The sequence below is a fragment of the Kitasatospora sp. NPDC094019 genome (genome assembly GCF_044764505.1).
Classification (GTDB): Bacteria; Actinomycetota; Actinomycetes; order Streptomycetales; family Streptomycetaceae; genus Kitasatospora.
Window position 1 is genome coordinate 369,044 of sequence record NZ_JBIWIF010000007.1, and the last position, 13,015, is coordinate 382,058.

A 13,015-nucleotide genomic window follows, 5' to 3' on the forward strand; every position below is an offset into this window, starting at 1 on the left:
GGGGTGCCCGCCGGGGTGGGGGTGGCCTCCGGGAGCGGGGCGCTCACCGGGAGCAGGGGGCTTTTCAGGGGCAGGGTGCCCGCCTGGGGCGGGGTGCTGCTCGGGCTCGCGGTGCCGGTGCCGGCCGTGCTCGGGTGGCTGCTGTACGCACGGCGGACGGCGGCCGACCAGGGCGCCAGGGACGTCCGGCTGCAACTCGCCGGCTCCCGGTCCGCCGCCGAGGCGGTGATCGCCGGGCAGGCACCGGAGTTCCGGGCCGCGCTGGACGCCGACCTCTGGCTGATCGGTGGTTACACCGTCACCCTCGCGGCGGCCGGGCTGCTCGGGGCCCATGTGTTCACCCGGGCCCACTGGCGGTCGGCGGCACTGGCCGCGGGCCTGGCGGGCGTGCTGGCCGGCGTCTGCGACGTGGCCGAGGACGTCCTGCTGGAGGCCGGGCTGGGCCGGGACGGTCCCGGGCCGACGGGTGGGGACGCGCCGTTCGCCGCGGCGGCCGCGTTCGCCACGGTCAAGTGGCTGCTGCTCCTCCCCTCGGGGGCGGTCGCGGTCGTGGTGTGCGGAGCCACCGTGCACCGGGCGGTGCGCGGCTTGCTGCAGCGACGGTCGGAGGACGGCGAGGGCGGCGAGGACGGGGGCGGGGGCGAAGCGGCAGACCGGGCGGAGCACAGGAACGAGCGACAGAACGGGGGCGGGGACAGGAACGGGAGTGGGAACGGAAGTACGCACCGGCACGAACGCGGGGAGGTCCATGGGGACGGGGACGGGGACGGGGACGGACACGGGCAGCAGGGACGCGAGGCCGACGGGCGGGCCGCGCCGGGGCAGGGCGAGGCCGGGCCGGCCCCGGGACCGGATCCGCCCACCGCCGCCGGACCACCGCTGATCCCGCCGTGGCCGGTGCTGACCGCGCGGGGCGGGCGGTGGCCGCCCGGGCCCCGGGTCCACGGACCGCTCACCCGACAGACCCGCTGGCACAACGCCGCCCGGGTGCCGCCCGGCCGCGAACACGCTCCGCTCGGCTTCTGCGTCTCCGGCGGCGGCATCCGCTCGGCCTGTGTCACCCTCGGCGCGCTCCAGGCACTGCGGCCCTGGCTGAAGCGGGCCCGGTACCTGGTCGCGGTCTCCGGGGGCGGGTACACGGTCGGCGCGATGCAGTTGGCACTGAGCGACTCCGCGCCCGACAGTCCGGTCCGGGTACGGTCCGGACTGACCGCCGACACCGTGCTCGAACCCGGCTCGCCCGAGGAGGACCACCTCCGCCGCCACTCCAAGTACCTCGCGGACGGCGCGGGCGAGTGGCTGGTCGCGCTCGGCACGCTGCTGCGCGGCCTGGTCGCGGCGCTCTCGCTGCTGCTCGCCACCGTCCTGGTGCTCGGCCTCGGCCTGAGCCGGTTCTACCACCTGGTACCGCTCGCCGACCTGGACGGCCTCGCCGGCGCCGTCGGCCCGCGGGCCATCGGGTCCGGGGGTGCGGGAGGCTTCGGCAGTACGGGCGGATCGCCGACCGTCCGGGTACCGGTCCTGCTCACCCTCGTCGGGCTGCTCTCGGCCGCCGCCACCGGGTGGCTGCTCTGGCTGCTCGCCTTCTCCTGGCTCGGCTGGAACACGCCGCTGCCACGCCTCCTGCGCCGCTTCTCGCACGGCGCGCTGGCGCTGGCCGTGCTGCTCGCGCTCGGTGTGCTGGCCGTCCCCGGTCTGGCCTGGGGCGCGGTGGCTCTGCGGCGGGCGCTCGCGGTCGGCGCCCGCCAGGCCGGGGCCGGAATCAGCCTCACCGTCCTGCTCAGTTACCTGGCGCTGCTGCTGGGCATCCTCTGGCACGGTCGCCACGTCATCGAGCAGGGGGCGGCGGCGCTCGGCGGCGCCCTGCGCGGAGCCCGCCGCAGCCGTCTCACCGTCCGGATCACCGAGTACCTCGTGCTCTGGTCGGCCCTGACCGCGCTCACCGTCGGCGCGCTGCTCGCCTTCGGGTGGGCGGTGGCCACCGGACACTCCTGGCCGACCGCCGTCCAGGTGCTGCTGCCGCTGGTCCTGGGCACGGTCGGCCTCAACCTCGACCAGACCTGGATGGGTCTGCACCCCTTCTACCGGCACCGTCTCGCCTCGGCCTTCGCCGTCAGGCGGGCGGTCGGGGACGGAACGGAGGACGGGGCGGAGGACGGGGCGGGCGGCGAGGAGGCGGGCGGCGAGGTCCTGGCCCGGCCGTACCACTTCTTCCGCGAGCAGACCCGGCTCAGCCACTACGGCGCCCGGCACCCGGACTTCCCCCAGGTGATCTTCGCGGCGGCCGCCAACCTCTCCGGGAGCGCGCGGACGCCGCCGGGTCGGCGGGCGGTGTCGTTCACCTTCTCCTCCGACTACGTGGGCGGTCCGGACGTCGGGTACGCGCGCACCGACCTGCTGGAACGGCGCACCCGGCGGCACATCGCCCGGGACCTCACGGTGCAGTCCGCGATGGCCGTCTCCGGCGCCGCCTTCTCCTCCGCGATGGGCCGCCGGTCCAGGGCGTTCCAGGGGTTGTTCGCGATCACCAATGCCAGGCTGGGCACCTGGCTGCCCAACCCGGCCGCCCTCGCCCCGCTCTGGGCCGCCGAGCGGGACTGGCGGTACGCGCCGCAGCCCGCCGTGCGTCGGCTGTCGTACCAACTGCGGGAGGCGTTCGGGCGCTACCCGATGGACGCCCGGTTCCTGCTCACCACCGACGGCGGGCACTACGAGAACCTCGGCCTGGTCGAGTTGCTGCGGCACGGCGTGCGGACGGCGGTCTGCGTCGACGCGAGCGGCGACTCCGCCTTCGCGGGATCGCTCGCCGCGGCGATCACCCTCGCCCGGGAGGAGTTGGGCATCACCATCACCCTCCGCGAGCCGGACCTCCTGGTCCCGGGCAGCGCCGGGGCCGGGAGCGGAGCCGACGGCGGGGACGGGAGCGGGAGCGGGCGGGCTCCGTTGCGCGGTCTGGCGGCGCGCCTGGCCGACCGGCTGTCCGCGCGGGCGGTCGTGGTCGGCGACATCGTGTACCCGTGGCCGCTGGAACTCGGGGCCTCCGGCGGCGGCGCGTCGGCCCGAAAGGGCACCCTGATCGTCGCGCAGGCCGTACTGACCCCCGACATGCCGTACGAGCTGCACGCCTACGCGGTGGGCGATCCGGCCTTCCCGTACGACGGCGCCGGTGACCAGTGGTTCGACCACCGGCAGTTCGACGCCTACCAGACCCTGGGCCGGTACCTGGGCGAACAGGCGGGCCCCGCCGTCGAAGCGGCGCTGGTCGGGGCGGGAGCGGACCAGGCGCCGGCGACGGGGGCGGCCAAGGCCAAGGTCGGAGGCGCCGACGGCGTGCCCCCGGACCGGCCGGGCCGGGGTCCGCGCCGGGCCGGGACCGTCCCCGGCCCCGGCCCGGCGCCCGACGCCGAACGGGTTCCGACCGCGTCCGACCAGGGAGGCGACGGGCAGCCGTGACGGTGCTCGCTTGACTCGTGCCGTCCCGTCGGGAAGGATCCGGCGCATGGACACCGGCACCACTCTGGTCTGCCGCCTGCACGTCGACCTCCGACGCCAGGCGAGTTCCATGTGTGCCTGTTGACCTTGTCCTTCCCCGCCGGTTCCGCTCTGTGACCTCTGCCAGGGCCCGCGCCGCGCACTCGCTCTCCTGACGCCACGCCGCCCCGCACGACCGCGCCTGCCCGCCGGTCCGACCGGGGTGGCACCGCACGGCGACGCAGCAGTCCGCCCCGTCCCGCCCCGCCGCACCATGTCCCACGGCGGCGTGCGGGCCGCACGGCGGACGGCTCCACGACCACCGCCCGCCCGTCCCGAGGACACCCACATGAACCTGGACCTCGCACCCGCCCCGCACACCGCCGTCACGACCTCGCCGGCCTCGGGGGTGGCACTCACGCCGGCACCCGCACCGGCCCAGGCACCCGCACCAGCCCCCGCCCCCGAGGGAAGAGCTCCGCTCACCCCGGCCGTGCTGCGGGAGCTCGTCCGCGAGCTGGCCGAGCAGCCCGAGCAGTGGATCCACCACGTCCGCCTCTCCACCGAGGAACGCTGGTACCGACGGCTGGCGGCCGACGAGGACCACGAGGTGTGGCTGATCAGTTGGCTGCCCGGCCAGTCCACGGGCTTCCACGACCACGGCGGCTCGCGCGGGGCGTTCACCGTCGCGCTGGGCGAGCTGGAGGAGCTGTCGCTGGGCGGTCCCGAGCAGGGGCTGCTGATCAGGCGGATCGGTTCCGGCACCACCCGGGCGTTCGGCCCCGAGTACGTGCACGACGTCCGCAACACCGCGCCCGGCCCGGCCGTGACCCTGCACGCCTACTCCCCGCCGCTCAGCTCCATGGCGCACTACGAACTGCGGGCAGGTGGCCTGGTCCGCACCTCCGAGGAAGGACCCGACCAGTGGTGACCACGATCGACGACCTGGTGGACCGCGCCCGTGCGGGAGTGCACCGCCCCGGCCCGGACGAGGCGCTCCGGGCGCAGCGCGCGGGCGCGCTGCTGGTGGACATCCGCCCGGCGGCGCAGCGCGCGGCCGAGGGGGAGATCCCCGACACGCTGATCATCGAACGCAATGTGCTGGAGTGGCGGCTCGACCCGACGGGCAGTCACCGGATCCCGCAGGCCACCGGCTACGACCTGGAGGTGGTCGTGGTGTGCTCGGAGGGGTACGCGTCGAGCCTGGCCGCCGCGTCCTTGCGCGAGCTGGGGCTGCACCGGGCGACCGATCTGGACGGCGGGTTCGTCGCCTGGGCGGCCGCCGGACTGCCGACCCGCCAGGGAGGCTGACGGGTCGAAGGATTCGAGCACGCGCCTCGCGCTCCCCGCGCACGTCCCGTGCCGCCGGTGCTACCGGCGCACCCGGTGGTCCCGGCGCACCCGGTGCTCCGGGGCGCTCCCGGAGGGCGTGGTCACCGTGTCGGCCGGTCCCGGTGAATCCGACCACGCCCGGTAAATCAGGGACACCGGGTTCACCAGGTCATAGGCTGATCAGAGTTTCCGCCGGTCCGAAGGCGGGCAACCACGCGACCGACGGGCACACCACAGAGACACACGACAGCGACAGGCCGACAGACCGGCACAGCGACAGACACCACCATCGGCGCCGCCACCGGGGGCCGCCGAGACGAGGAAATTCCCCGTGATCAGATTCGACGGCGCGGGCAAGCGCCACCCCGACGGCACGGTCGCCGTCGAGGGCCTCGACCTCGACGTCCCCACCGGTCGGACGACCGTGCTGGTCGGCCCGTCCGGCTGCGGGAAGACCACCCTGCTGCGGATGGTCAACCGGATGGTCGAGCCGACCTCGGGGCGGGTCCTGCTGGACGGCACCGATGTGGCGGCACTGGACCCGGCCAAGCTGCGGCGCGGCATCGGCTACGTGATCCAGCAGGCCGGGCTGTTCCCGCACCGGCGGGTGATCGACAACATCGCGACCGTTCCCTACCTGCTCGGCTGGGACCGGAAGAAGGCCCGCGCCCGGGCGGCGGAACTGCTCGACCTGGTGGGGCTGGCTCCCGAGACCGCCAAGCGGTACCCGTTCCAGCTCTCCGGCGGGCAGCAGCAGCGCGTCGGTGTCGCGCGGGCGCTGGCGGCCGACCCGCCGGTGCTGCTGATGGACGAACCGTTCAGCGCCGTCGACCCGGTGGTCCGCGCCGGGCTGCAGGAGGAGTTGCTCCGCCTCCAGTCCGAGTTGCACAAGACGGTGCTGTTCGTCACCCACGACATCGAGGAGGCGGTCCGGCTCGGCGACCAGGTGGTGGTGCTGCGCGAGCGCGGGCGGATCGCCCAGCTCGCCGATCCGCACACGCTGCTGACGGCGCCGGCGGACCTGGACGTCGCGGCCTTCCTCGGCCGTGACCGGGGCCTGCGCGGGCTCGGGCTGCGGCCCGCCGCCTCGGTCGCCGTCCGGCCGATACCCGGGGGTCCGGGCGGAGACGCCGCCGGGCGGCCTCCGCGGGGGGTCCGGTTCGGGGGCTGGGAGCTGATGCTGGACGACGGGCGGCGGCCCATCGGCTGGATCGACCGGGACGCGGCGGGTGCGGCCCTGGAGCCCGCGCCCGGGTTCCGGCCGGACGCCGACACCCTGCGGGCCGCCCTGGACGCGGCGGTGCTGTCCCCCTCCGGGATCGCCGTCGCCCTGGATGCCGAGGGCCGCGCGACGGGTACGGCCGACCGTGAGACGGTGCTCGCCGCGCTCTCGGCCCGCCCGCCCGCCACCACCACAGCCGCCACGGCCGCCCCGACCGCCGGGACCGCCGACACCGGGACCACCGGGACCACCGGGACCGCCGACACCGGGACGGAAGGGGCCGACCGGGCCGAGACGGACGGAGCCGGCGGTGGACGATGAACCGCTCGTCCGCTGGTACTGGATCGGCGACCACCTCGGCTACCTCGGCGACCTGCTCGCCGACCACGCCGTCATCGCCCTCGTCCCGGTGCTGATCGGCCTACTGCTGGCGGTCCCGCTCGGCCTGGCCTGCACCCGGTTCCCGCGCCTCTACCAGCCACTCGCCGCCGTGTTCAACATCGTCTACGCCCTGCCCTCGCTGGCCGTCTTCGTGGTGCTCATCCCGTACACCGGGCTGGCCACCCAGGCCACCGTGATGATCCCGCTCACCTTCTACGCCGTCGCCGTGCTGCTGCCGACCACGGTGGACGGGCTGCGCGCCGTCCCCGACCCGGTGCGACAGGCCGCGACCGCGATGGGCTACGGGCCGTGGCACCGGCTGGCCGCCGTCGAACTGCCCGCCGCCGTGCCCTACCTGGTGGCCGGTCTGCGGGTGGCCGCCGTCTCCAGCATCTCGCTGGCCTCGGTCGGCGCGCTGGTCGGCCGGGGCGGGCTCGGCTACCTGTTCGTCGACGGTTTCCAGCGCACCTTCCCGACCCCGATCGTGGCCGGGATCGTCCTGATCGCGGTGCTCGCCCTGGCCGTGGACCTGCTGCTGGTCGGCGCCCGCCGGCTGCTCGCGCCCTGGGCCGTCCGGGAGAAGGGGGCCGGGCAGTGAACTGGTTGACCTGGCTGGGGGACTTCTTCTCCGACCCGGACCGCCGCAGCGGTTCGAACGCGATCGTCCACCGGATCGCCGAGCACCTGCTGCTCTCCGGCGAGGCCCTGCTCTACGCCGCGGTGCTGGCCGTCCCGCTCGGGCTGCTGATCGGCTACACCGGGCGCGGCGTCACCGTGGTGACCGCGATGGCCGGCGCCGCCCGCGCGCTGCCGACGCTCGGACTGGTGACGCTGGCGGTCCTGCTCGCCGGGGTCGGTGACACCGCCGTCCTGGTGCCGCTGGTCGCGCTGGCGGCGCCGCCGCTGCTGGTCGCCGCCGTCGAGGGGGTCCGGGGCACCGACCCGGACGTGCGGGACGCGGCCCGCGGGGTCGGGCTGACGCACCCGCAGGTGCTGTGGCAGGTCTGCCTGCCGTCGGCGCTGCCGACCCTGCTGGCCGGCTTCCGGACCGCGACCGTCCAGGTCATCGCGACCGCGACGGTGGCCGCGTACGTCGGGCTCGGCGGCCTCGGCCGGTACGTCGTCGACGGGCTGGCCACCCGGGACTACGCGGCGACGATCGGCGGCGCGCTGCTGGTCGTGCTGCTGGCCGTCGCGGCCCAGGCGTTCTTCGCCCTGCTGGCCCGGTACGCGCTCCCGCCCGGGCTGCGGGCGCAGCGGCGGGCCGCGGAGCGCCGCTCGTCGTGACCGCGCGGGCCGCCGGCAGCCCGGCCGCGCCCGCCGCGCCCGTTGCGCCCGCCGCACCTCCGATCGTTTCGTTCTTCACCGTTGACCATCCCGAGAGGACACCTGTCACCATGTCGACATTCACCCCAGCGAGCGGTTCCACGGCCCCGAAGCCGAGCGGCGCTCCGGCGGTGCGCCGGACCGCCGGCGTGGCCGCACTCGCCGCACTCGCCCTCGCCGCGACCGCCTGCTCCTCCTCCGGCGGCGACCCGCTGGGCGGCGGCGCGTCGACCTCGGCGGCCGCCGGCGGCAGCACCTCCGCGGGTGCCGCCCCCGGCGGGACGGTCGTGGTCGGCTCGGCGAACTTCCCCGAGAACGTGCTGCTCGGCTCGATCTACTCGCAGGCGCTCCGGGCCAAGGGCGTGAAGGTCGAGGAGAAGTTCAACATCGGCAGCCGCGAGGTGCTCTACGGGCAGCTGCAGAGCGGCAGCCTCTCCGTCCTGCCGGAGTACAACGGAGCGCTGCTCTCCTACCTGGGCGGAAAGTCGGCCGACCCGACCACGGCGGCGGTCAACGCCGAGCTGACGAAGACGCTGCCCGCCTCCCTCGGGCTGCTGGAGTCCTCCCCCGCCGAGGACAAGGACACCCTGAGCGTCAGCCAGGAGAGCGCCGACAAGTTCGGGCTCAGGACCATCGCGGACCTGGCCGCCCAGGCGGGTGAGTTCACCATCGGCGGCCCGCCGGAGTTCAAGTCGCGGCAGGAGCAGCCGCTGAAGGACGTCTACGGTCTGACCTTCAAGGAGTGGAAGTCGACCGGCGAGACCACGGCCAACGCCGTCAAGGACGGCTCGATCCAGGTCGGCAACGTCTTCTCCACCGATCCGAAGCTCGCCCAGTTCAAGCTGGTCCCGCTCGGTGACCCGAAGAACCTCTTCGGCGCCCAGAACATCACGCCGCTGGTCAACAAGGCCAAGGTGGACGCGACCACGACCGGTGCGCTCAACGCGGTGTCGGCCAAGCTGGACACGGCGGGGCTGCTGGCGCTGATGAAGAAGGTCGCGGTGGACAAGGAGGACCCGTCCGCGGTGGCCAAGGACTGGCTGAAGACCAACGGGCTGTCCTGACCCTCGGGTGGGCGGGAGGCCGTGGTGGGGCGGGACCGGTCGGGAGGACGGCCCCGCCCCACCACGGCCTCCCCTCCCCCCTCCGGGGCCGGGTCGGCGACGGCCGGGGAGCGGGTGTCGATCCCGGTTCGACAGATCTTCCCTTGAGCGGCGCGAACATGACAGTGTGACGGCATGCGCACTCGTCTTCTCGCCGCCACCCTCACGGCATTCGCCGCGGTGAGCCTGGCCGCGTGCTCCAGCTCCGGCTCGGGCTCCGGCACCACCGCGGCCGGCACCACGGCCCCCGACTCCCCCGGCGTTTCGGCCGCCGCGACCGATCCCGGCCCCGCCCCGGGAGCCACCGACCCGTCCGGCGCGACCGGCGGCACCGCGGGGTCCGCCCCCGGCGGGACGGCCACCGGTTCGACCGGAACAACCGCCGGGACCGGCACCGGAACCACGGCCGGAACAACCGCCGGAACGACCGGGTCCGCCACCGCGAACCCGCCCGCCCCGGCGGCCACCGTCCCCGCACCGGCCACCGGCGCCCCCGCCGACTCCCCGGCCCCGGCCGACCCCGGCAAGCCTCCGGCCGAGCCCCCGGCCTCGCCGAAGCCGGCGCCGCCCAGCGACGCGGGACTGCCCGGCAAGCCCGCGGCCGATGTCACCGCGCAACTGGTCGCCGCCCTGGACGCGATCGATCCCGCGATCGTCGGCGGCAAGCCCGAACAGGCCGTCGACCGGGCCCGCAACCAGTGCCAGGCGATGTACCAGTTCCCGAAGGACCGGGCCAAGTTGATCGACCTGGCCAACCAGCGCTTCACGGATCCCGCCCACCCGCAGGGTTTCGGGGCCGAGAAGACGGAAAAAATTCTCGACGCGCTGCGCACCGTCCTCTGCCCGTCGGTCTGAGACCGGCCCGACGGACCTCGATCGGCCCGGTGTCCTGAGCGCCGGGCCGCCGTGGCCGCGCGCGACGACCAACCGCGCGGCCACGGCACACCTTCCACCGGCTCAGGCGGCACTCCAGGCGGTGTCCTTGTCGTCGGACGAGACGAAGAAGTTCATGGTTCCTCCTTTCCAGGGGTTGACGGGCGGACGGATCTGAGCGTCGGCACGGGGCGCCGGCTGGCCGGCACACCACGGACGGGCTCGTACAGGTGGAACGGCCAACGGGGCGGCGGACGCACCGCGCGGGCCGACCTGTGCCCCGACGGACCGGAACGGGACCGACCGGGGCACGCCGACGGCGTTCCGGCAGGCCGATCGGCACAGGGAACGGACACCCGACGGGCGGGGACCCGGCAGACGGACACCCCGGGACCAGGACCCGACGGGCGGGAACCCGGCGCGGGCGGGCACCGGCCAGCAGCCATCACGACGCGAAGTCACCACGACGCGAAGTCACCACGGAGCGAGAGGTTTTCGGGCCCGCCGACAGGCCGGTCACGGACCGGTTTGCGGACAGGCGGCGGACGAGCGGCGAGGCGAACGGACACGGCCCGGCCGTCGTCCGCCGGAGGCGGCGCGCGGGGGCCGGAGAGCCGGGGGCTCACCCGTGCGGGCGGCAGGCGCCCTCTCTGTCGAACTTCCAGTCGAGGTCTCGCATGACTCCGATGATGTCCGAGCGTCCGCGCCGGTCACAACCGGATTGTTCGACGGTTGACCGATCCTCGGCCAACCTCAGCCCTTCGCCAACGAACTGTTAGGACTCTTGACAGACGAGTGGTCTAGTCCAACCATAGGCATGTCGATCCGACCGGGATGCACTGTGGGGGTGTGACCACCGGCGGCTGAGGCGATGTCCTGCCCTGCTCCGCTCCGCCCCCAGGCCCCGTCACGGCCCCTGCCCGCGTCCGCGCGCGCCGCTCGTCCGTGCCCTGCGTCCTTGGGGTTTGCACACCCCCGAGCACCGCCCCGCCGTACGGCCGAAAAGCTCCTCTCCCGGCCCGGCACGTCCACCCCGCGGCATCCGCCGAGGACGCCGCGGCACAGTTCCGCACGCTTCACCAACGTCCTGCCCCACCACGTCTGTTGGAGAAACCATGCGTCTACCCAGATCACTTCGGGCCGCCCTGACGGCCTGTGTCACGCTCGTCGCGTCCGCCGGCCTGGTCGCCGGCGCGACGACGGCGGGCGCGGCGCCGACGGCCCCGGCCACCACCGAGGCCGCGGCCGCGGCGACCCCGCTCCCCACCCGGGTGTTCGCCCCCTACTTCGAAGCCTGGACCGGCGAGAGCCCGGCCACGCTGGCCGCGCAGTCCGGTGCCAAGTACCTGACGATGGCGTTCCTGCAGACCGCCACCAAGGGCTCCTGCACGCCGTACTGGAACGGCGACACCTCGCTGCCCGTCGCGCAGTCCTCGTTCGGCGCCGACTTCGCCAGGATCCGGGCCAACGGCGGCGACGTCATCCCGTCCTTCGGCGGCTACACCGCCGACACCACCGGCACCGAACTGGCCGACAGCTGCACCGACGTCAACCAGATCGCCGCCGCCTACGAGAACCTGATCACCACGTACGACATCAGCCGGATCGACCTCGACATCGAGGTCGACTCGCTGGACAACTCGGCCGGTGTCGACCGCCGCAACAAGGCGATCAAGCTGGTCCAGGACTGGGCCGCCGCCAACGGCCGGCAGGTCCAGTTCTCCTACACGCTGCCGACCACCACCAGCGGCCTCGCCGCCAGCGGGCTCGCGGTGCTGAGGAACGCCGTCACCAACAACGCGAAGATCGACGTCGTCAACATGATGACGTTCGACTACTACGACAACGCCGCGCACGACATGGCGGCCGACACCCAGACCTCCGCCACCGGTCTGTACAACCAGCTGGCGCGGCTCTACCCGACCAAGACCCCGGCTCAGCTGTGGGGTTCGATCGGCATCACCGAGATGATCGGCGTCGACGACTTCGGCCCGGCGGAGACCTTCACCCTCGCCAACGCCACCACCGTCTACAACTGGGCGGTCTCGAAGGGCATCAACACGCTGTCCTTCTGGGCGCTGCAGCGCGACAACGGCAGCTGCGCCGGCGCCGCCGCCCGTGACGACTGCTCCGGGATCGCCCAGAACACCTGGGACTTCAGCAAGATCTTCGCGCAGTTCACCAGCAACACCCAGCCGGTGAACGACTTCTCGGTCGGCGTGAACCCCAACGCGGGCACCGTGGTGGCCGGTTCCTCGGCAACGGCGACGATCAACACCGCGGTGGTCTCGGGTTCGGCGCAGAGTGTCGCGCTCACCGTGACCGGCGCCCCGGCCGGCGTCACCGCCACCGTCAACCCCGGTAGCGTGACCGCCGGTTCCCCGGCGACGCTCAGTGTCGCCACCACCGCCTCCGCGGCCCCGGGCACCTACCCGCTCACCGTCACCGGCACCGCCGCCTCCGGCAGCCACACCAGCACCTACACGCTGAAGGTGACGAACACCCAGCCCGGCAACGACTTCTCGGTCGGCGTGACCCCCGCCACCGGTTCGGTGACCGCCGGCTCCTCGGCGACCGCGACCGTCGGCACGGCCGTCGTCTCCGGCTCGGCGCAGAGCGTCGCGCTCACCGTGACCGGCGCCCCGGCCGGCGTCACCGCCACCGTCAACCCGGGCACCGTGACCGCCGGCTCCTCGGCGACGCTGAACGTCGCCACCACGGCCGCCACCACCCCGGGCACCTACCCGCTCACCGTCACCGGCACCGCCGCCTCCGGCAGCCACACCAGCACCTACACGCTGACCGTCACCGGCGTCACCCCGCCCGGCGGCCTCGCGAACGGCGGTCTGGAGACCGGCAGCCTCGGCCCGTGGACCTGCCAGGCCGGCGGCAGCGTGGTGGGCACCCCGGTCCACTCCGGCTCGTACGCGCTCCAGGCCGCGGCCAACGCGTCCCAGACCGGCCAGTGCTCCCAGACCGTCACTCTGGCGCCCAACAAGTCCTACACCCTGAGCGGCTGGGTCCAGGGCAGCTACGCCTACGTCGGCGTGAGCGGTGGCGCCACCGGCTCCACCTGGACCAGCGCCTCCGGCTGGACCAAGCTCAGCGTCCCGTTCACCACCGGCGCCTCCGGGACCGTCACCGTCTACCTGCACGGCTGGTACGGCCAGGGCAGCGTCTACGGCGACGACTTCTCGATCGCCTGACGGTCGGACCGTCCGCGCGGGCGCGGAGCCGCCGGAGGGCGACAGAAGGACGAATGACGGCGACCGGCTGAGCGACTGCGCGACTGAGCGCCTGAGCGCCA

The 13,015-nt window shown here is 74.4% G+C and carries 9 protein-coding genes; all 9 read left to right on the top strand.

Translation table 11 applies throughout. The annotated features are described in order from the left end of the window. The first annotated feature begins 75 nt into the window (after window positions 1–75). The 9 genes from ACIQ9P_RS18850 (at window position 76) to ACIQ9P_RS18890 (ending at window position 12,914) form a co-directional block, all read left to right on the top strand. Complete coding sequence (locus ACIQ9P_RS18850; protein ID WP_402356726.1) at window positions 76–3,453, top strand: hypothetical protein; 3,378 nt, start codon at window positions 76–78, stop codon at window positions 3,451–3,453. Between the two features lie 367 nt (window positions 3,454–3,820). Continuing rightward, window positions 3,821–4,402 (top strand): cysteine dioxygenase, encoded by a 582-nt coding sequence (locus ACIQ9P_RS18855; RefSeq protein WP_402356729.1) that lies wholly within the window; start codon window positions 3,821–3,823, stop codon window positions 4,400–4,402. Then, window positions 4,396–4,782, top strand: coding sequence for a rhodanese-like domain-containing protein (locus tag ACIQ9P_RS18860; RefSeq protein ID WP_402356732.1), 387 nt, complete (start codon window positions 4,396–4,398; stop codon window positions 4,780–4,782). Before ACIQ9P_RS18855 ends, ACIQ9P_RS18860 begins: the two co-directional genes overlap by 7 nt. A 352-nt stretch (window positions 4,783–5,134) precedes the next feature. Further along, window positions 5,135–6,346: an ABC transporter ATP-binding protein gene (locus ACIQ9P_RS18865; protein ID WP_402356735.1), complete on the top strand. Its 1,212-nt coding sequence runs from the start codon at window positions 5,135–5,137 to the stop codon at window positions 6,344–6,346. Next, window positions 6,336–7,004 carry an ABC transporter permease gene (locus ACIQ9P_RS18870; protein WP_030391900.1) on the top strand — a complete coding sequence of 223 codons (669 nt, stop codon included), beginning with the start codon at window positions 6,336–6,338 and terminating at the stop codon, window positions 7,002–7,004. Before ACIQ9P_RS18865 ends, ACIQ9P_RS18870 begins: the two co-directional genes overlap by 11 nt. Next, on the top strand, window positions 7,001–7,693 hold the full coding sequence (locus ACIQ9P_RS18875) for an ABC transporter permease (protein WP_402356739.1): 693 nt from the start codon (window positions 7,001–7,003) through the stop codon (window positions 7,691–7,693). Before ACIQ9P_RS18870 ends, ACIQ9P_RS18875 begins: the two co-directional genes overlap by 4 nt. A 110-nt stretch (window positions 7,694–7,803) precedes the next feature. Then, the gene (locus tag ACIQ9P_RS18880; RefSeq protein ID WP_402356742.1) at window positions 7,804–8,796 is read left to right on the top strand and encodes an ABC transporter substrate-binding protein; all 993 of its coding nucleotides are present in this window, start codon (window positions 7,804–7,806) and stop codon (window positions 8,794–8,796) included. A 174-nt stretch (window positions 8,797–8,970) separates the two neighbouring features. After that, window positions 8,971–9,690: a hypothetical protein gene (locus ACIQ9P_RS18885; protein WP_402356745.1), complete on the top strand. Its 720-nt coding sequence runs from the start codon at window positions 8,971–8,973 to the stop codon at window positions 9,688–9,690. A gap of 1,133 nt (window positions 9,691–10,823) precedes the next feature. Next, window positions 10,824–12,914 carry a glycosyl hydrolase family 18 protein gene (locus ACIQ9P_RS18890; RefSeq protein ID WP_402356748.1) on the top strand — a complete coding sequence of 697 codons (2,091 nt, stop codon included), beginning with the start codon at window positions 10,824–10,826 and terminating at the stop codon, window positions 12,912–12,914. Window positions 12,915–13,015: the final 101 nt, after the last annotated feature.